At 72.0% G+C, this 19138-nt stretch carries 20 protein-coding genes; 7 read left to right on the top strand and 13 right to left on the bottom strand.

The annotated features are described in order from the left end of the window. Window positions 1-161: 161 nt before the first annotated feature. Genes nth through WMR31_RS12705 form a run of 4 tightly spaced genes read left to right on the top strand, consistent with a single transcriptional unit; the run spans window position 162 to window position 3362 of the window. The gene (gene nth, locus WMR31_RS12720; protein WP_340539318.1) at window positions 162-818 is read left to right on the top strand and encodes an endonuclease III; all 657 of its coding nucleotides are present in this window, start codon (window positions 162-164) and stop codon (window positions 816-818) included. Continuing rightward, on the top strand, window positions 815-1438 hold the full coding sequence (locus WMR31_RS12715; protein WP_340539213.1) for a TlpA family protein disulfide reductase: 624 nt from the start codon (window positions 815-817) through the stop codon (window positions 1436-1438). Before nth ends, WMR31_RS12715 begins: the two co-directional genes overlap by 4 nt. Then, on the top strand, window positions 1435-2166 hold the full coding sequence (locus WMR31_RS12710; protein WP_340539212.1) for an NUDIX hydrolase: 732 nt from the start codon (window positions 1435-1437) through the stop codon (window positions 2164-2166). Before WMR31_RS12715 ends, WMR31_RS12710 begins: the two co-directional genes overlap by 4 nt. Next, window positions 2163-3362 carry a MarP family serine protease gene (locus tag WMR31_RS12705; RefSeq protein ID WP_340539211.1) on the top strand — a complete coding sequence of 400 codons (1200 nt, stop codon included), beginning with the start codon at window positions 2163-2165 and terminating at the stop codon, window positions 3360-3362. Before WMR31_RS12710 ends, WMR31_RS12705 begins: the two co-directional genes overlap by 4 nt. Window positions 3363-3496: 134 nt before the next feature. Here WMR31_RS12705 and WMR31_RS12700 read toward each other — a convergent pair whose 3' ends face one another. From WMR31_RS12700 to WMR31_RS12665, 8 genes are all read right to left on the bottom strand, one after another. After that, entirely contained in the window at window positions 3497-3919 is a 423-nt protein-coding gene (locus WMR31_RS12700) for a phage holin family protein (protein WP_340539210.1), read from the bottom strand. 42 nt (window positions 3920-3961) lie between these two features. Further along, window positions 3962-5977: an acetate--CoA ligase gene (gene acs / locus WMR31_RS12695; protein ID WP_340539209.1), complete on the bottom strand. Its 2016-nt coding sequence runs from the start codon at window positions 5975-5977 to the stop codon at window positions 3962-3964. A gap of 199 nt (window positions 5978-6176) precedes the next feature. After that, the gene (locus tag WMR31_RS12690; RefSeq protein ID WP_340539208.1) at window positions 6177-7796 is read right to left on the bottom strand and encodes a monocarboxylic acid transporter; all 1620 of its coding nucleotides are present in this window, start codon (window positions 7794-7796) and stop codon (window positions 6177-6179) included. After that, window positions 7796-8149, bottom strand: coding sequence for a DUF485 domain-containing protein (locus WMR31_RS12685; RefSeq protein ID WP_340539207.1), 354 nt, complete (start codon window positions 8147-8149; stop codon window positions 7796-7798). The genes WMR31_RS12690 and WMR31_RS12685 overlap by 1 nt, the downstream gene beginning before the upstream one ends. A gap of 154 nt (window positions 8150-8303) precedes the next feature. Then, the gene (locus WMR31_RS12680) at window positions 8304-9788 is read right to left on the bottom strand and encodes a sodium/solute symporter (protein WP_340539206.1); all 1485 of its coding nucleotides are present in this window, start codon (window positions 9786-9788) and stop codon (window positions 8304-8306) included. Between the two features lie 10 nt (window positions 9789-9798). Beyond that, window positions 9799-10176: a DUF485 domain-containing protein gene (locus tag WMR31_RS12675; protein WP_340539205.1), complete on the bottom strand. Its 378-nt coding sequence runs from the start codon at window positions 10174-10176 to the stop codon at window positions 9799-9801. Continuing rightward, complete coding sequence (locus tag WMR31_RS12670) at window positions 10173-10931, bottom strand: LytR/AlgR family response regulator transcription factor (RefSeq protein WP_340539204.1); 759 nt, start codon at window positions 10929-10931, stop codon at window positions 10173-10175. Before WMR31_RS12670 ends, WMR31_RS12675 begins: the two co-directional genes overlap by 4 nt. Before the next feature lie 259 nt (window positions 10932-11190). Next, window positions 11191-12324 (bottom strand): sensor histidine kinase, encoded by a 1134-nt coding sequence (locus WMR31_RS12665; RefSeq protein ID WP_340539203.1) that lies wholly within the window; start codon window positions 12322-12324, stop codon window positions 11191-11193. A gap of 303 nt (window positions 12325-12627) precedes the next feature. Between WMR31_RS12665 and WMR31_RS12660 the strand changes: the two genes are divergently transcribed. After that, window positions 12628-13326, top strand: a complete 699-nt coding sequence (locus WMR31_RS12660) for a sirohydrochlorin chelatase (protein ID WP_340539202.1) — start codon at window positions 12628-12630, stop codon at window positions 13324-13326. Beyond that, a complete protein-coding gene (locus WMR31_RS12655; RefSeq protein WP_340539201.1) occupies window positions 13323-13955 on the top strand; it encodes an HAD family acid phosphatase in 633 nt (210 codons plus the stop codon). Before WMR31_RS12660 ends, WMR31_RS12655 begins: the two co-directional genes overlap by 4 nt. A gap of 16 nt (window positions 13956-13971) precedes the next feature. Here WMR31_RS12655 and WMR31_RS12650 read toward each other — a convergent pair whose 3' ends face one another. Next, a complete protein-coding gene (locus tag WMR31_RS12650) occupies window positions 13972-14859 on the bottom strand; it encodes a class I SAM-dependent methyltransferase (RefSeq protein ID WP_340539200.1) in 888 nt (295 codons plus the stop codon). Between the two features lie 84 nt (window positions 14860-14943). On the opposite strand from WMR31_RS12650, the gene WMR31_RS12645 reads away from it, so the two are divergent. After that, window positions 14944-15672, top strand: a complete 729-nt coding sequence (locus WMR31_RS12645) for a Fic family protein (protein ID WP_340539199.1) — start codon at window positions 14944-14946, stop codon at window positions 15670-15672. Window positions 15673-15939: 267 nt separating this feature from the next. On the opposite strand, the gene WMR31_RS12640 is transcribed toward WMR31_RS12645, so the two are convergent. The 4 genes from WMR31_RS12640 to WMR31_RS12625 form a co-directional block, all read right to left on the bottom strand. Next, window positions 15940-16296 carry a hypothetical protein gene (locus tag WMR31_RS12640; protein WP_340539198.1) on the bottom strand — a complete coding sequence of 119 codons (357 nt, stop codon included), beginning with the start codon at window positions 16294-16296 and terminating at the stop codon, window positions 15940-15942. A gap of 15 nt (window positions 16297-16311) precedes the next feature. Continuing rightward, window positions 16312-17688, bottom strand: coding sequence for a PGAP1-like alpha/beta domain-containing protein (locus tag WMR31_RS12635; RefSeq protein ID WP_340539197.1), 1377 nt, complete (start codon window positions 17686-17688; stop codon window positions 16312-16314). Continuing rightward, on the bottom strand, window positions 17688-18221 hold the full coding sequence (locus WMR31_RS12630) for a hypothetical protein (RefSeq protein ID WP_340539196.1): 534 nt from the start codon (window positions 18219-18221) through the stop codon (window positions 17688-17690). Before WMR31_RS12630 ends, WMR31_RS12635 begins: the two co-directional genes overlap by 1 nt. Window positions 18222-18295: 74 nt before the next feature. Then, complete coding sequence (locus WMR31_RS12625) at window positions 18296-19087, bottom strand: HAD family hydrolase (RefSeq protein ID WP_340539195.1); 792 nt, start codon at window positions 19085-19087, stop codon at window positions 18296-18298. Window positions 19088-19138: the final 51 nt, after the last annotated feature.

The raw sequence follows: 19138 nt of genomic DNA, 5'->3' as shown, positions 1-19138 counted from the left end.
CGCGGTGTGTGGACCATCGGCCTCTCGGGGAGTGCGATCGGAGCGTCGGTACCGGACCGTAGGCTGAGACCGTGCCAGCCGCCGCTTCCACCCCCCAGACCCCGACCGTGGAGGCCCCCGGCGGGGAGACCCGCACCGGCCTGGTCCGCCGGGCGCGCAAGATGAACCGGACGCTCGCGACCACCTATCCCGACGCCCGCTGCGAGCTCGACTTCGACGACCCCTTCCAGCTCCTGGTGGTCACCGTGCTGAGCGCGCAGACCACCGACCGGCGGGTCAACGCCGTCCGGCCGGCGCTGTTCGCGGCCTATCCCGATCCCGCGGCGATGGCGGCCGCGGACCGCGAGGCGCTCGAGACGCTCCTCGGTCCGCTCGGGTTCTTCCGCGCCAAGACCGAGGCGCTGTTGAAGCTGAGTGCCGCGCTGGTCGAGCGCTTCGACGGCCAGGTGCCCGCACGCCTGGACGACCTGGTCACCCTCCCCGGCGTCGGACGCAAGACGGCCAACGTCGTCCTGGGCAATGCCTTCGACGTCCCCGGCATCACCGTCGACACCCACTTCGGCCGCCTGGTGCGCCGCTTCGGCTGGACCGAGGAGACCGACCCCGTGAAGGTCGAGCACGCCATCGGGGCACTGTTCCCCAAGCGCGACTGGACGATGCTGAGCCACCGCGTCATCTGGCACGGACGGCGGCGCTGCCACGCCAAGAAGCCGGCCTGCGGCGCCTGCCCGCTCGCTCGCTGGTGCCCCTCGTTCGGGGAGGGGCCCACCGACCCCGAGGTCGCCGAGGCCCTGGTCAAGACGCAGGGCCCGGCGTGAGCGGTCCTGTGATCCGATCGCTCGCTCGTCGATCGGCAGCCCTCGTCGCCGCCGTCGTGCTGGTGGCCGCGGCCGGCTGTGCGCCCGATCGCGAGTCCCCCGGCCCGAGCAGCGTCGACGTCGACACCCCGGAGTTGCGGGAGATGAAGGCGGCGGCCGGCATCGAGCCGTGCGTCCCGGGACCCGGCGGCGGGGGGCTGCCCGAGCTCACCCTGCCCTGCCTCGGCGGGGGCGACGACGTCGACCTGTCCAGCCTCACCGGCCCGATGATCCTCAACGTCTGGAACACCGCGTGCGGTCCGTGCCGCAAGGAGATGCCGGCCCTGCAGAAGTTCCACGAGGCCTACGGCAGCCAGGTGCCGGTCCTCGGGCTCGACGTCACCGACACCCAGCCGGAGATGGCGATCTCGTTCGCCGAGCTGGTTGGCGCCACCTATCCGCAGCTGGCCGACCCTGGTGGCGATCTCTTCGACCAACCTGATCTCGGCCTGGCTCCCGGCTTCCCCCAGTTCATCTTCCTCGACGCCGAGGGCGACGTCGCCGCCAAGGCGACCGGCGGCGTCCACTCCGTCGCGGAGGTCCGCGACCTGGTCCGCGAGCATCTGGGGATCACGCTGTGACCTTCGACGAGCATCCCGGGCTGCCGGCCTGGCTGCGCCCGGTCGAGCAGGCCGCGCGCGCGATCACGGTGCACGACCTGACCCGCTTCATGGTGCCCGACGACGCCGACGACGTGCGTCGCTCCGCCGTGCTGATGCTCTTCGGAGAGGGCGAGCGCGGACCCGACCTGCTGCTCACCGAGCGTGCCCACCACATGCGCTCGCACCCGGGCCAGGTGTCGTTCCCCGGCGGCGGCGTCGACGCGGGGGAGACCCCGCAGCAGGCGGCCCTGCGCGAGGCCGACGAGGAGGTGGGACTCGATCCCGCGGGCGTCGAGCTGTTCGCCGACCTACCCGAGCTGTGGGTCCCGCCGAGCAACCATGCGGTCGTCCCGGTGCTGGGGTGGTGGCGCCACCCGAGCCCGGTCGGCGTCCGCTCGCCCGACGAGGTGCACGCGGTCTACCGGGTCCCCCTGAGCGAGCTGCGCGACCCCGCGCACCGGATCACGGTCACGGGGCCGTCGGGGTGGCGCTCGCCGGGCTTCCTCATCGGCGAGGACCACGACGTCATCCTGTGGGGGTTCACCGGCGGCATCGTGGCGCGGCTGTTCGAGTACCTCGGCTGGATCGAGGACCTGCCCGACGCGCCGGACCGCGAGTTGCCCGAATACATGCTTCGCGGGCGGCGAGCCACCACCATGAAGCCCGTGCTTCCCAACACCGAGTTCGAGGAGCGCCGTCGACGATGAACCTTCTCGACTGGCTGCTGGTCCTGCTGGTGCTCGCCTACGCACTCTCCGGCTACTGGCAGGGCTTCGTCACCGGCGCCTTCGCGACGGTCGGGCTGCTGGTGGGCGGACTCGGCGGCATCCTGCTGGCCCCGCTCATCCTCGGCGACGCCGAGCCGTCGCTCACGATCTCCTTGGCCGCGCTGTTCATCGTCATCCTGTGCGCCTCGCTCGGCCAGGCATTGATGCAGTTCCTCGGCGCCAAGATCCGCGACAAGATCACCTGGCAGCCGGCGCGCGCCGTCGACGCGATCGGCGGCGCGGCGTTGAGTGCGGTGGCCGTGCTGCTGGTCGCGTGGGCGCTCGGCGTCGCGGTGTCGGGCTCACGGATCGGCGGACTCACCCCGATGGTGCGCGAGTCCGCGGTGTTGCGCACGGTCAACGACGCTCTCCCGGCGACGGCTCCCAGCGCGCTCCAGGCGTTCAACAACGTCGTCGGCACCTCGTTCTTCCCGCGCTACCTCGAGCCCTTCGCCGACGAGCGGATCGTCGAGGTGCCTCCCGGGGCCGAACGCCTGCTCACCGACCCCGACGTCACCGCCGCCGAGGAGGCGGTGTTCAAGGTGCGCGGCAACAACGACTGCGGTCGCGGCATCGAGGGCACCGGCTTCCTCTACTCCGACGACCGGGTCATGACCAACGCCCACGTCGTGGCCGGCGTCGATGAGCCGACCGTCCAGATCGGCGCCACCACGCTGGATGCGAGCGTCGTCTACTACAACGCCAAGCTCGACGTCGCCGTGCTCAAGGTCGACGACCTCGGCCGGGCCCCGCTCTCCTTTGTCGACGGTGACGACGAGGAGCGGGAGTCGGTCACCGAGGCCAAGGACGGCGTCGCGATCCTCGGCTACCCCGAGGACGGCCCCTACGACGTCCAGCGCGGGCGGGTGCGGTCGGAGCAGAACCTCCGCTCACCCGACATCTACGGTGGCGGCACAGTGGTGCGCGAGGTGTACTCGCTGCGCGGCAAGATCCGCCCTGGCAACTCCGGCGGCCCGATCGTGACCACCCAGGGCCGCGTGGCCGGCGTCGTCTTCGCCGCCTCCGTCACCGACAACGACACCGGTTACGCCCTCACCTGGGAGCAGGTCGAGGACGCCGCCGCCGACGGCATCTCCGGCTCCGACGCCGTCTCCACCGAGGGCTGCGCGGGCTGATCCGCGCTCGTCCACAGGCACCTGTGCACACACCACGCTGACCCGTCAGCCATAGCTGACGGGTCAGCGCAAATGGACGCTGACCCGTCAGCTATAGCGGACGGGTCAGCGCAGATGCGAGGGTCGGGAGGGGGTCAGGCGTGGCCCTTGAGGGCGGCCGGGATCTGCTTGCCCTCGGCGATCGCCTTCTCCGGCGGGCCGACCTTCTTGAACTTCTTGATGCCGATGAAGGCCAGGAGGCCGGCGATGAGGAGGTAGGCGCCGGCGACGATGAGGAAGGCCCAGTGCAGGGCCAGGCCGTGGCCGTTCCAGTGGATGAGGTAGGCGAAGGCGACCGAGAGCATGATGATCGCCAGCACCGCGATGAAGGCCGCGGCCACGAAGAACACGACGCCGGCGGCGCCGAACCTCATGCTGACCTTCAGCTCGGTCTTCGCGAGCTGGATCTCCTTGCTGACCAGCGTGGAGATGTCACGACTGGCGTCGCTGACGAGGCGGCCGATGGTGGGCTCGTCGGTGCGGTCGACGAGCGGAGCGACGCTGTTCTCGGTGGCCATGGGACCGACCCTACCCACACCGACGCTCCGGCCGCCCGACACCTAGTCCTCCTTGCCCGAACTGACTCCGGCCGAGATGAGGTCCATCACCGAGGAGTCGGCGAGCGTGGTGACGTCGCCGACCTCGCGATGCTCGGCGACGTCGCGCAGCAGGCGGCGCATGATCTTGCCCGAGCGGGTCTTGGGCAGCTCGGGCACGACCATGATCTGGCGCGGCGTGGCGATCGGGCCGATCTGGGTGCGGACGTGCTGGCGCAGCTCCTTCACGACGTCCTCGCCCTCGCCGGGCTCGTCGGCCTCGGCGATCGCCTCGTCGCGCAGGATGACGAACGCGACGACGGCCTGTCCGGTGTCCTCGTCCTTGGCGCCCACCACAGCCGCCTCGGCGACCTTCGGGTGCGAGACCAGCGCCGACTCGATCTCGGTGGTCGAGAGCCGGTGGCCCGAGACGTTCATGACGTCGTCGACCCGGCCCAGGATCCACAGGTCGCCGTCGTCGTCCTTCTTGGCGCCGTCGCCGGCGAAGTACCACGGGGTCGGCCGCTCGGCGTTGGCCGGGAACCGGGACCAGTAGGTGTCCTTGAAGCGCTCGTCGTCACCCCAGATCGTGCGCAGCATCGCCGGCCAGGGCTGGGTGAGCACGAGGTAGCCCCCGGACCCGTCGGGCACCGACTCGCCCTCCTCGTTGACGACGTCGGCCGCGATGCCGGGCAGCGGGATCATCGCCGAGCCCGGCTTGCCGGGGGTGACGCCGGGGAGCGGGCTGATCAGGATCATCCCGGTCTCGGTCTGCCACCAGGTGTCGACGACCGGCGTGCGGTCGCCGCCGATGACGTGGCGGTACCAGACGTAGGCCTCGGGGTTGATCGGCTCGCCGACCGAGCCCAGGAGCCGCAGGGAGGAGAGGTCGCGCTGGTCGGGGATCTCGCGGCCCTGCTTCATGAAGGAGCGGATCGCGGTGGGGGCGGTGTAGAAGATCGTGACCTTGTTGTCCTCGATGATCTTCCACCAGCGGCCGCGCTCGGGCGAGTCGGGCGTGCCCTCGTAGAGCACCTGGGTGACGCCGTTGGCCAGCGGTCCGTAGGTGATGTAGGAGTGCCCGGTGATCCAGCCGATGTCGGCGGTGCACCAGTACACGTCGTCGGGCTTGAGGTCGAAGATCGCCCAGTGGGTGTAGGCCGCGCCGGTGAGGTAGCCGCCGGTGGTGTGCAGGATGCCCTTGGGCTTCCCGGTGGTGCCCGAGGTGTACATGATGAACAGCGGGTGCTCGGCGTCGAACGCCTCGGGCGTGTGCTCGGTGGAGGCCTTCTCGACGCTGTCGTGCCACCAGACGTCGAGGTCGTCGTTCCAGCCGTCGGGGCCGAGGTCCTGGCCGGTGCGCTTGACCACCAGGACCTTCTCGACCTGGTGCCCGGCCTCGGCGGCCTTCGCCACGGCCTCGTCGACCGCGGGCTTGAGGCCGGAGGCCGCGCCGCGGCGGTAGCCGCCGTCGGAGGTGATGACGACCTTGGCCTGGCAGTCCTCGATGCGCGAGGCGAGGGCGTCGGAGGAGAAGCCGCCGAACACGACCATGTGCGGAGCTCCGATGCGGGCGCAGGCAAGCATCGCGACGATCGCCTCGGGGATCATCGGCATGTAGATCGCGACCCGGTCGCCGGCCTCGACGCCGAGGTCGGCCAGGGTGTTGGCCGCCTGCGAGACGAGGTCCTTCAGCTCGCTGTAGGTGAGGTCGCGGGTGTCGCCCTCCGGCTCGCCGACGAAGTGGATCGCCACCTTGTCGCCGCGCCCCTCCTCGACGTGCCGGTCGACGCAGTTGTAGGCGGCGTTGATCTTCCCGTCGACGAACCACTTCGCGAACGGCGGGTCCGACCAGTCGAGGACCTGGCTCCACGGGGTGTCCCAGGAGAGACGCTCGGCCTGCTCGGCCCAGAAGGCCTCGGGGTCGGCGTCGGCACGGGCGTAGGCCTCCTCCTGGACGTTGGCGGCCGCAGCCAGGTCGGCCGGCGGCTCGAAGCGCCGGTCCTCCTTGAGCAGGTTCGACAGGGTCTGGTCGCTCACGGGAAGTCTCCTCGGATCTGTTCGGGTGCCACTCATCACACTAGGACGCTGGGTCCAGCCTGACGAGCGGTGGTTGCGGTGGGGTTGCAGGCGCCGGCTCGAGGCACCGATGGGTATGCGCACTACCGCACGGCCGACCGTTCGTTGGGGGGACGACGGTCGGCCGCGCGGGGTTCTCGGGAGCCTCAGTGGCGCAGGCTCAGTGCGAGACCGCCTTCTCGGCGCCGGCGCCGGTGAGGGCGCGCACCTCGAGCTCGGTGTAGCGGTCCTCCGCGGCCGGCTCGCGCTTGCTGAGCGTGCCGATGATGCCGAGCAGGAAGCCGAGCGGGATCGACACCAGGCCGGGGTTCTCCAGCGGGAACCACGAGATGTCGATGTCGGTGGGCAGGAGCGAACGGTTCTTGCCGGTGACCGGGTCGATGCCCTTGCCCGACATCACCGGCGAGAAGATCACCAAGGTGACCGAGGAGATCAGACCGCCGTAGATGCTCCACAGCGCCCCGCGGGTGTTGAACCGCCGCCAGAACATGTTGAACAGGATCGTCGGCAGGTTCGCCGAGGCCGCCACGGCGAAGGCCAGGGCCACCAGGAAGGCGATGTTGAGCGACTGGGCCGGGATCGCCAGCAGGATCGCGACCAGGCCGATCGCGGCGGCGGCGTACCGGGTCACCCGGATCTCCTCCTTCTCCGTCGCCTCGCCCTTGCGGATCACGTTGTTGTAGATGTCGTGGGCCACCGACGCCGACGACGTCAGCGTCAGGCCAGCCACCACCGCCAGGATCGTCGCGAAGGCGACCGCCGAGATCAGCGCCAGCAGGATCGCGCCGCCGGTGGAGTCGACTCCGCCGCCGACCTCCTCGGCCAGTCGTGGTGCGGCGAGGTTCCCGGAGGTGTCGAGGGTGGCCGTGTCGAGCATCGCGGCGGCGCCGAAGCCGAGCACCAGCGTGAACAGGTAGAAGACGCCGATCAGGCCGATCGCCCACAGCACGGACTTGCGGGCGTCCTTGGCCGTCGGCACGGTGTAGAACCGGATCAGGATGTGCGGCAGGCCGGCGGTGCCGAGCACCAGGGCGATGCCGAGGCTGACGAAGTCGAGCTTGCTGGTCAGCGTGGCGCCGTACTTCAGTCCGGGCTCCAAGAAGGCCTGCCCCTTGCCGCTGTTGTCGGCCGCGGCGCCGAGGAGCTCGGAGAGGTTGAAGTTGAACTGCGCGAGTACCAGCACGACGATCAGCGCCGAGCCGGTCATCAGCAGCACGGCCTTGACGATCTGCACCCAGGTGGTGCCCTTCATGCCGCCGACGGTGACGTAGAAGATCATCAGGAAGCCGACGCCGAGGATCACGATGTTCTTGACCGCCTGGCTGTCGACGCCGAGGAGCAGCGCGACCAGGAGGCCCGCGCCGACCATCTGGGCCAGCAGGTAGAAGATCGAGACGACCACCGTCGACGTCGCCGCGGCCATCCGAACCGGCCGCTGCTTCATCCGGAACGCGAGCTGGTCGGCCATGGTGAATCGGCCGGAGTTGCGCAGCATCTCCGCGACCAGCAGCAGCGCGACCAGCCACGCGACGAGGAAGCCGATTGAGTACAGGAAGCCGTCGTAGCCGGACAGGGCGATCGTTCCGGAGATGCCGAGGAAGGAGGCGGCCGACATGTAGTCGCCGCCGATCGCCAGCCCGTTCTGGATGGGGGAGAAGGAGCGCCCGCCGGCGTAGAAGTCGGAGGTGCCCGACGTCGACCGGCTGGCGCGGACGGTCACGAAGATCGTCAGCGCGACGACCGCCAGGAACAGCGCCGTGGTGATCCATTGGTGGTCCATCAGCGGGTCTCCTCCTCATAGACGTGGAGCAGCTGGTCGGCCAGCGGGTCGAGCCGGGTGGCGGAGTAGCGGCTGTAGGCGTAGGCGATGAGGAAGGTGGTCACGAACTGGAGCAGCCCGAAGACGAGGGCGACGTTGATGTTGCCGACGACCTTCTGCGCCATGAAGCTCTCCGCCCAGTTCGACATCACGACGTAGAGCAGGAACCAGGCGAGGAAAGCCACGGTCACCGGGAACACGAACGCGCGGTAGCGGTGTCGGAGCTCCTTGAACTCCGGCGACTCCGCCATGGCGTCGTAGATGGGATCGTGTCGTGCCGCCCTGTCGGTGGACGGGTCTTTGTCGGAGACCATCGCGGAAACCTTTCCGAGCGCGGTTAGTGACGGCGGTCACGTTAGGAGCGGGCGCGGCGACGCCGGGAGGGGTGCGTCTCCCTCATGCGCCGGACGGGGACCACGTTGCGCCGAGCGGTCGGTCCGGCGCGACGAGCGGTCGGCCCCGATCGGCTCAGGAGCGGTCGAGGTCGACGGTCTCGGGGGTGTGCAGGCGGACCATGAACCGGTGGGCGTGGGCGGGGGCGCGGCGGGCCGTCAACAGCGATCCGCCGACCATCGTGGCGAAGGCCAAGGGGACCGACCAGGCGGCCGGCTGGGCCAGGAGGACGTCGACCCAGCCGCGCGTGGTGACGTCGGCCAGCGTGAGGGCGACCGCCGCCATCGAGCCGGCGCCCCCGACCAGCAGCCCCGCCACCGCACCGGCCGCGGTGAGCCGGCGCCACCAGATCCCGAGCACCAGCAGCGGGCAGAACGTCGAGGCGGCCACCGCGAACGCGAGCCCCACGGCCCGGGCGACCCCGAAGTCGGGGAGCAGCAGCGCCGCCGACAGCGGCACGAGCACCGCGACCACCCCGGCGACCCGGAACGCCGTGATCCCCGCCAGCCGCCGCGACGTCACGTCCTGCGTGAGGACGCCCGACACCGCGATCGCGAGACCGGACGCGGTGGACAGGAACGCCGCGAAGGCGCCGGCGGTGACCAGGCCGGTGAGGACGTCGCCGACGACCCCAGGCGCCACGAGTCGCGGCAGCTCCAGGACCAGCGTGTCGGCTGCGGTCGGGTCTGCGCCGTAGGCCCGGCCGAGCGCGACGTAGATCGGCGGCAGCAGGTAGAACGCACCGAGGAGCGCGAGCACCGCCAGGGTGGTGCGCCGCGCGGCACGGCCGTCGGGGTTGGTGTAGAAGCGGACGACGACGTGGGGGAGCCCCATCGTGCCGAGGAAGGTGGCCAGGATCAGCGAGTAGGTCGTGTAGAGGCCCAGGCCGCCGCCATCGCCCACCGGCAGCGACCAGTCGTCGGCCGTGACGCTCTGCCCGCTCGCGCCGTCCCCGGCCCACACCACCAGGAGGACCGCCGCCGGCACCAACAGCGCGGTGAGCTTCAGCCAGTACTGGAAGGCCTGGACGAAGGTGATGCTGCGCATGCCGCCGGAGCCGACGTTGACCAGCACGACCAGACCGACGACGAGAGGGCCGACCCATCGCGGCGCCCCGATCGCGGCTGCCAGCGTGAGACCGGCGCCCTCGAACTGCGGTGCGAGGTAGAGCCAGCCGATCGCGACCACGAGGAGCGAGCAGACCTGCCGCACCCGGCGCGAGTCGAGCCGAGCCTCGGCGAAGTCGGGCAGCGTGTAGGCGCCACTGCGACGCAGCGGCGCGGCCACGAGCACCATCAGCACCAGGTAGCCCGCCGTCCAGCCCACCGGGTACCAGAGCATGTCGGCGCCGAAGGTGAGCAGCAGCCCCGCGGCACCGAGGAAGGAGGCCGCGCTGAGGTACTCCCCGGCGATCGCGCTGGCGTTGAGGCGGGGCCGCACCGACCTCGAAGCGACGAAGAAGTCGCTGGTGGTGCGGGAGAAGCGCAGGCCCCACGTGCCGATCGCGAGGGTCGCCACGGTCACCACGGCCACCGCGACCAGGCCCGGTACCTCGCTCATTCGCGGGTGCTCACTGGTCCTCGTCGAGGAGATCGGCGAAGTGCCGCTCGTTGCGCTCGGCGCGCCGCACGTAGCTCCACCCGAGCAGCACCAGCCACGGATACGAGAGGACGCCGAGCACCAGCCACGCGATCGGGACGCCGGCCACCCGGACGTCGTCGAGGCCGGGCGCGAGGTAGAAGACCAGCGGGATCGCGCCGAAGGTCAGGACGAGCAGCCCGAGGATGCGGGCGGCGAGGAGCAGCTGCTCGCGTAGCAGGGAGTCGAGGTAGACGCTGCCGAGCCGGGTCTCCTCGTCGATGTCACCGGTGCGGGGGGTCGGCCGCGGACGACGGTCGGGCCCGGTGACGCGGACGCGCCGGGCCGGCTGGGGCTGCTCGGCGCTCATGGCGCGCTCCGGCCCAGCAGCACGTCGCGCAGCTCGCGGGTGTTGCGCCGGCTCACGGCCAGCTCGACCTCGCTCGTCCCGGGTCCGGGGACCACCACCGTGCAGCGCCCGCCATCCATCCGCACCTCGCGCACGTGGGCGATCGCGACCAGCATCGAGCGGTGGATCCGGACGAAGCCGCCTGCTTGCCAGTCCTCGGCCAAGGTCGACAGAGGCACTCGCACCAGGTGGCTGCCGGTGGCAGTGTGGAGCCGGGCGTAGTCACCCTGCGCTTCCACGTGGGTGACCTCCGAGCGCCCGACGAACCGGGTGACCCCGCCGCGTTCGACCGGGATCTGGACGTCGGGGACCGCCGTCGCCGCCCGATCCTCGCCGTCGAGGCTCTGGCTGACCCGGCGCACCGCCTCGGCCAGGCGCTCGGCCCGCACCGGCTTGAGCACATAGTCGACCGCCTGTAGCTCGAAGGCGTCGACCGCGTGGGACTCGTGCGCGGTCACGAACACGATCGGCGGCGGCGTGCGGAAGCGTCCGAGCACCTCGGCGAGCTCGAGACCGGTGAGTCCGGGCATCTGGACGTCGAGGAAGACGCAGTCGACGTCGGTCTCGCGCAGCACCCGCAGCCCGTCGGTGGCCGAGCCGCAGGTGAGCACCTCGCCGACGCGCGGGTCGCCGGAGAGCAGGTACTCGAGCTCGTCGAGGGCCGGGCGCTCGTCGTCGACGACCAGGACGCGCAGCCCGGACGTCGCGCCGTTCATGTGGGCTCCTCGGCGCGGCGGAGCGTGCGTGGGCGCGGCCCGTTCGGCGCAATTGCGTGGTTTGGGTCGGTGGAGCGGTCGGCGGCCGGCCCGTTCGGCGCAATTGCGTGGTTTGGGTCGGTGGAGCGGTCGGCGGCCGGCCCGTTCGGCGCAATTGCGCGGTTTGGGTCGGTCGGGCGGTCGGCGGGTGACCCGTTCGGCGCAATTGCGCCGAATGGCGCACGGCCGGGGCCGATACGCGGAGTGCTGGCCGGGCCGTTCATGCGCTGACCCCCGCCGCGAACTTGGGCACCCGCACGATCACCTTGGTGCCGGCGCCGGGTGCGGTCTCCACGACCAGGCCGTAGTCGTCGCCGTAGGAGGTGCGCAGCCGCGCGTCGACGTTGCCGAGGCCGACAGAGTCGAGGGAGGCGTCTCCGGCCAGCGAGCGGCGTACCCGCTCGGGGTCCTCGCCGGCGCCGTCGTCCTCGACCTCGATCACGCACTCCTGGCCGCGGTCGAGCGCGGTGATGGTGATGTGGCCGACGTCGGCGAACCCGGCGACGCCTTCCAGCCCGTGCCGGACGGCGTTCTCCACCAGCGGCTGGATGCACAGGAACGGGACGGCGACCGGGAGTACCTCCGGGGCGATGCTGAGCCGGACCTGGAGCCGGTCGCCGAACCGGGCCTGCTCGAGCAGCAGGTACCGCTCGATCGAGCGGAGCTCCTCGGCGAGGGTCGTGTACTCGCCGTGCCGGCGGAAGGAGTAGCGGGTGAAGTCGGCGAACTCGAGCAGCAGCTCGCGGGCGCGGTCGGGGTCGGTGCGCACGAAGCTGGCGATCGCGCCGAGGGAGTTGTAGATGAAGTGCGGGCTGATCTGGGCGCGCAGGGCGCGGACCTCGGCCTCGGCGAGCCGGGCGCGCGACAGGTCGAGCTCGGCGAGGGAGAGCTGTCCCGACACCCAGGTCGCGACCTCCTCGGTGGCGCGGGCCAGGCCCGCGGTGGGGATGGGCGCGAACGCCGCGAGCGTGCCGACCATCCGCTCCTCGACCACCAGCGGACTGACCACCGCGGTGCGGGCCTCGCAGCCGGTGAACTCGCAGGGCAGGTCGACCCGGCCGAAGCTGCGGGTCCGGCCGCGTTCGAGGGTCTGGGCGATCAGGTTCGGGACCCCAGCGGCGTGGTGGTCGGCCGAGCCGTCCCACGCCAGCACGCCCGCGGTGTCGGTGAGCGCCAGAGCCGGCGTCCCGAGAAGCGCGCGCAGGTGTCGCGCCGAGCGCTCGGCGCTGTCGGCGGTCAAGCCCTCGCGCAGTGCCGGGGAGGCGAGCGAGGCCTGGTGCAGGGTGCGGAACGTCGCGCGGTCGGCCTCGGACCCCAGACGGGTGCGTCGCCACATCCTCGACAGCGGGGTCATGGGGTCAGTCTCGCGTGATCGTGTGGCGCCTGCCACACCCGGCGAGTCCCCGCCAGCACGCGAGGCGACCGGAGGCCGGCTGGCACGGCGTCGCCGGGTCGCGCCGGCGCACGTTCATTCGTCAAGCCCTGTTGAGGATTCTCACCGCCTTCTCAGTTCCGCGGATGCCCCGTCCTGGCCGCGAGGACGGACCGCGACCGGTCCTCGAGCCGGTCAGGCTCCGAGCCCGGGTGGTTGCACGCGACACGCCGAGAGGCGCATAGTCCACTGCGTGCTGACCCGCGACCGATCGACGGCGACCTCATGACCGGGGGGACCCAGACCGACACCGGACACCGACTGGTGCTGGTCGCCCACGGCACCCGCAACGTCGACGGCAACCAGGTCTCCCGCGCGGTCGCCGAGGCCGCGGGCAGGCGGCTCGGCCTCCCGGCGATGGCGAGCTTCGTCGAGCTCTCCGAGCCGCTGTTCTCCGAGGTCATGGAGGACGCCGACCGGCCGGTCATCGTGGTTCCGATGCTGCTCTCCACCGGCTTCCACGTGCGCAGCGATCTCCCGGAGGCCATCGCCCGCGCGTCGGTGCCGGTCACGCTCGGCCGCACGCTCGGCCCGGACCCGCTGCTCGCGCAGGCCCAGGTCGACCGGCTGCTGGAAGCCGGCGCCGAGCGCGGCCAGCGCGTCGTCCTGGTGGCGGCCGGGTCCTCCGACGAGGCTGCCCGATGCGACCAGATGGGCGCGGTCTCGCTGCTGGCCCGCGCCTGGGACGGGCCGGTCGAGCTCGCCACGCTCTCGGGCCACGGCACCCGCCCCGACGAGATCGTGCGTCCCGGCGACGCCGTCTCTCCCTACCTTCTCTCCCCGGGGCACTTCGCCGATCGCATCGGCCGGCTCGACGTCCCTGACACCGTCGTGGCCGAGGCCATCGGCCCGCACCCGCTGGTCGTCGACCTGGTCGTGCAGCGGGCCGAGGAGCTGCTCGCCGCGGAGGCCGCCGGCCGATGAGGACGCGTTCGGTCACCTCGATGCGATGGCTGCTCACGCTCGTCGCGGCGGTGGCGCTCGCGGTCGGCCTCGCCGCCCTGCCCGGCGACGTCCGCGATCCCACGGTGCTCAGCGCGGCCGACGAGGCGGCGTTCACGGCCGACCGGTCGGCTCCGGTGACCGAGCGGCAGTGGCGCGAGGACGTCCGAGCGGTGATGAAGGGGTCCCGGCGCTACCTGCACCGGCGCGCGGCCCGCGCCACCGAGGGTGAGCAGCTCGCGATCAACCTCGACGTCGACAACACGATGCTCGCCACCGAGTTCGCCACCGGGCGCCCGGTCCGGCCGGTGCTGCGCTTCGCCCGCACCGCGCGACGCCTCGGCATCGCGGTGTTCGTGAACACCGCCCGCGAGGAGTCCATGCGCGACCAGACCGTCCGAGCGGTCACCGAGGCCGGCTACGACATCGACGGCATCTGCCTGCGCAAGACGGGCCTGGGCGCCGAGGCCGGGAAGCAGCGCTGCCGACGGCAGTTCCGCGACGCCGGCTACGTCCTGGTCGCCAACGTCGGCAACTATCCGCACGACTTCTCCGGGGGCGGCTACGAGCGCGCCTACCGGCTGCCGAACTACCACGGCCAGTTGAGCTGAGGGCGCTCAGCCAGGCTCAGCGGAAGTCGATCAGCAGGGTGCCGGTGTCGTCGTCGGCGCCGGCGGCGATCCGCGGGAGAGTGTGCGCGGAGTCGTCCATCGGGTCCTCGCCCTCGGCTCCGGCGCCCTCGCCACCGGACTCGAGGATCGGCTCCGGGGCGGGCTCGGGACGATCGGCCACCACGGCGCGGTAGCACGCCGCGACGTAGGGCAGCTGCATGCCGTCCATGCCGCGGCCGTAGTCGTCGTACAGCGCGAGCAGGTCGGCCAGCGTGCGCTCGCGCTCGCCGTCGCTCATCACCGAGATGTTGGAGCGCGAGAGCACCAGGTCCTGGATCGAGCGGCGGTCGACCACCTGCCAGTGCTTGAACGACGCCTCGTCCACTGTGGCGAACTCGGCGGCGTCGGCCACGGCGGCGAACGGCTCGGCCAGGTGCTCCTGGGTGCCGATGATCCGGCCCAGCTTGCGCACCCACGGGATCCGTTCGTCCCTGCGGTTCCACACCGCCGCGAACACCCCGCCGGGCTTGAGGACCCGCGCGATCTCCGGTAGCGCGACGGCCGGATCGAACCAGTGGAAGCACTGCGCGGCGACGACGACGTCGATGCTCCGGTCGGGCAGCGGGATCTCCTCGGCGCCGCTGGCCGAGGACTGGACGTCGGGCAGGTTGCGGCGCAGCAGCGCCAGCATCGCCTCGTCCGGCTCGGTGGCGTAGACCTCGTGACCGGCTGCGACCAGGCGGGCAGTGAGCTGCCCGGTGCCGGCGCCGAGCTCGAGCACTGTGACCGGCTCGCTGCCCACCAGCCAGGCCACGGCCTCCACGGGATAGCTGGGCCGTCCCCGGTCGTAGGCGTCGGCCACGGCCCCGAAGGATCGGGCGTGGCGCTGGAGGTCCTCGGTCATCGGGACCAGCGTAGTTCTCGCGCGATGGGTTCGCTGGCGCCCACGCCGGACCCTCTTGCGTGCGCTGGCCTACGCTGGCCGGTCGTGAGCCCTGACGCGTTGGCCGACCTGATGTCGCTCGAGGGAGTCCCGTCGGCCTATGCCGCCGCTCGCGACGGCGTCGATGTGATCCTGCGCGACCGCGGGCTGCGCCGTACCTCGCCCGAGACCACAGTCGAGTCGCTGCTGCGGGGCGCGCACGCCAGCGCGGTGCTGGAGGGCTCGGGCTCCACGCTCGCGCAGGTCCGGGCCGGGGAGGGCGACGAGATCGCCGCCGACGCGGTACGGCTGTCCACCGAGCTGCTCGCCCTCGCCCCCACCCTCGGGCGTGCGCCGCTGCAGGCGCTGGCCCGGATCCACGCCGTCGCCGGCGCCGGCGCACTGGACCCCGAGCGGCTCGGACGCCCCCGCGACGCCGAGTCGGCCGTCCGGCTGCGTGAGGTCGCCGCCGTCCTCTCCGCGCCGACCGACGCTCCGGCGCTGCTCGTCGCCGCGCTCGTGCACGCCGAGCTGGTCACCGCCGCGCCGTTCGCCTCGCACAACGGGCTGGTGGCGCGCGCGGTGGAGCGGCTGCTGCTGGTCTCGCGCGGCGTCGACGAGAAGTCGCTCATCGTGCCGGAGGCCGGGCACCTGGCCCTGCGGGCGCAGTACGAGTCGAACCTGCGCGGCTACGCCGAGGGCGGCCGGGCGGGAGCCCATGCGTGGGTGCTGTATGCGGCGGAGGCCTACACGGCGGCGGGCGAGGCCAGTCCGCTGCGGCGCGAGGCCGAGTGAGCCGGGCCGAGAGGAAACCGGCCCCGAGACAGGCAGGTGGCGCCCGGTCGAAGGACACGAGCGCCACCCTGACACGTGATCCTCGGCTACCAAGCGTGCATCACATCTTGCTGCCCCGGGAGTATCCCGAGCACAGGCGCCCTGTAGGAAGGGTGGATCGCCGCGTGGGTACCCGGATCACGTGTAGCTCTTGAGTTGTCTTGATCCCTGTCTACGCCGATCCTCCGGCGGGTTCAAGGCTTGACTTTTCGGGTGTGGACGGCGGGGTCACAGTCGCAGCCGCTGGGCGATCTCGCGCCCGCTGGGCGGCTGGGAGAGCCCGAGGTCGCCGGGCGTGACCGACTCGCCGTCAGGTGTGCGGCCCACGAGGTAGAAGGTGACCCGGTTGGCGCCGTCGCCGAGCAGCCCGGCGAGCACGCGGTGCACGGCGCGCAGCACCTCGAGGAACGCTGGCGCGTCGGCGACGTCGACGGTGCCGGTGACCGCCCCCGAGGCGTTCTGCTGATGGTTGTAGGTGAGGTTCTGGTCGACGACGCCGGGCAGTACCCGCACGGCGTCGCGGATGGTTTGGGTGACGACCGCGGCACCGGGCCTCCCGCCGAGCATCTTGGACAGCAGGCCCATCTGGCCCTCCTCGCGTCAGGGGTGGCGACTCACCGGGACGTCGACGGCGGTGGCGTTCCCGCCCGGTCCGACGAGGAACGGCGCCAGCGTCGACTGGTAGTCCCGCAGGATACGGCCGGCGTCCGAGCCCGACGAGAGCGCTTCGCGCACCGAGTCGCGGTACTCCGAGTGTGAGTGGTTGGTGGCCAGGCTCCAGGGGCTTCCGGGGCTGTCCAGGGTCACCGTCTGCACGCGGCTGTCGGGCAGCCCGGTCGCCGTGACGCCGCCGAGGTCGAGTCTGGGCACCAGGTCGAACCGGTGCTGCACCTGGAGCGCCTGGACGCCGGGCGCGAGCTGCAGCTGGTCGATCGGCGCGCCGTAGGTCACGACGTTGGTGACACCGAACCGGCGCACGAACTCCGGGTCGGAGGCCAGGTTGCCGGCGATGATGCCGCCCTGGCTGTGGCCCACCAGCATCACCGGTGAACCCGGCGGGATGCCTGCGGCCTCCATGGCCGCGCGCACCGACTGCGCGGCGGCGGTCGGATTGCCGGCCATCAGGTTGAGGTTGGCCGAGAGGTCGCGCGGCATCGGGCCGGCGTCGGGATACCAGCGCTCGGTGCCGGGGATGGAGACGATGTAGGCGGGGCCGTTCCCGTTGTCGACGCGGGTGATCCGGACGTCGCCGTGGCTCCCGGGCCCCTCGCCGACCTGATAGCTGTCGGTGACGCCCTGCATGATCGAGGGCAGGTCGGTCGGCTGCGCGAGCGGCGGCGAGAACGGCCCGGCCCGGAGCGGATCGGTGCTCACCTCGGTGGGGGCGCCGGCGATGCCCGTGCCCTCGCCGAACCAGTTGCCGTCCTTGCCGGTGGCGGCGTTCACGACGGTGCCGGCCGCAGCGCCGGCGCCGGCCAGGGCGCTGGCCGCGATCTCGGCGACCGAGTGGTTCTCCTTGCCGGTGAGGACGTCGAGCACCTTGCGCGAGTAGTCGCCGTAGTGTCCGAGAGTGCGCATCAGGCCCGCGCCGACGGCCTCGAGTCGGTCGGTGATGAACCTGCCGACCCGGCCCATGAAGCCCATCGGCGCGTCGGTGGGAGCACCGGCCGGCGCGCCGACGCCGGCGGCCGACGTCGCGCCCTCACCGGACGCCTCGTCCTGAGCCTGAGCCTCCTGGCGCAGCAGCAACGCCATCGCGGCGAGCGCCCGCGCGCTGGCGTCGAGGTCGGGCCTGCTCTGCGACTCCCACGTGCTGAGCGAGCGATCGGCGTCGGTCCCCACCCACTCGAAGGAGCGCAACGCGCCGTCGAGGGCGACCGCGAGCTCGACGATCCGCTGCGAGCCGGCGTCGAGCTCGGTGCTCGCCGCGAGGCCCGCGGCGGTGTCCATCCCGAGCAGGGCGCCCGCGCCCGTCATCAGGAGGCCCGCCGCTCGGTGCGGTGCATCAGCGACTCCAGGGCGGCGGTGACGTCCCAGACGAGGAGGTCGGCCAGTGCGCCGGGGGGTGCCGGGGCGACGTCGTTGGCGCCGTCGGGCAACGGCGTGACCGCCCACAGCTCGTCGTCGGTGGCGAGCCAGGAGCGGACGCTCGGCACGTCCGCGGGGTCGTCGGTGACGACCGTCAGGGCGACGAACGCGCGGCAGTCCTCGACGAAGCCGGGCCCGGGCAGCCGGGGCTCGAGCGGCGGGCGACCGCGGGGGTCGGCGCGCAGGTGCCCGACCGGCGGCAGCAGGTCGCGCACCACCGGCCAGAGCCGGACGGTCGGGAAGGCGGTGGCGACGCCGTCCTCGATCGCGACCGACTGCTCCCCGCCGAGGGCGAGATCGATCCGCCGGGTGCGGTCCTCGAAGGTCGTGACCACGCGGATCGCGACCGGCGGGAGGTCGGTGGGATCGCGCTTGACGGAGTCGTAGCGCAGGTCGGGCCCCGGGTCGGCGTCCTTCGTCATGCGTGCGACGCTAGGTCGCGCGACGCCGGTGCGGCAGATGGAAGGTTCCGGGTCGGCCCAGCCTGGAGGCAGCGTCAGGCCGGGCGACGACGCCGCACGCCCGCCCAGATCACCCCGCCCACGGCGACGGCGCCGCCGACCGCCAGCGCGGCGAGCGTAGGACCGGCCGGGGGCAACGGCACCCGGGCGCGAAGCGCGACCGGCTTGGAGAACTCCAGGACCGGCCACCCGGCCTCGACCGCATGGCGGCGCAGCTCCTTGTCGGGGTTGACCACGTGCGGGAAGCCGACCGCCTCGAGCATGGGCAGGTCGGTGATCGAGTCGCTGTAGCCGTAGCACTCCGCGAGGTCGTAGCCGTGGCGCTCGGCCAGATCGCGCATCGCGCGCGCCTTCTCCTCGCCGTAGGCGTAGTAGTCGATCTCTCCGGTGTAGCGGCCGTCGACGACCTCGAGCCGCGAGGCGACCACGTGGTCGGCGCCGAGCAGGGTGCCGATCGGGTCGACGACCTCCGAGCCGGACGCCGACACGATGATCACGTCGCGCCCGGCCAGGGTGTGCTGGCCGATGAGCTCGACGGCCTCGTCGTAGACGATCGGGTCGACGACGTTGTGCAGGGTGTCGGCCACGATCTCGCGGACCGTGGCGACATCCCAGCCGGCGACCAGCTGCGACATGAACTGGCGCAGCTTCTCCATCTGGTCGTGATCGGCGCCGCCGACCAGGTAGACGAACTGGGCGTAGGTGGAGCGCAGCATCGCGCGTCGCGAGATCAGTCCGCCGGCCTGGAAGGGCTTGGAGAAGGCGAGGGTGCTCGACTTGGCGATGATCGTCTTGTCGAGATCGAAGAAGGCCGCGGCGGGCGCCATGTGCTCCATCGTAGGGCGAGCGGCCGGGGCGGTCGGGGCTCGGCCCGCGGG

It is taken from the genome of Nocardioides epinepheli (genome assembly GCF_037936805.1).
Classification (GTDB): domain Bacteria; phylum Actinomycetota; class Actinomycetes; order Propionibacteriales; family Nocardioidaceae; genus Nocardioides.
The sequence above is the reverse complement of the archived record's forward strand: the minus strand, read 5'-3'. Positions and strand labels throughout refer to the sequence as shown.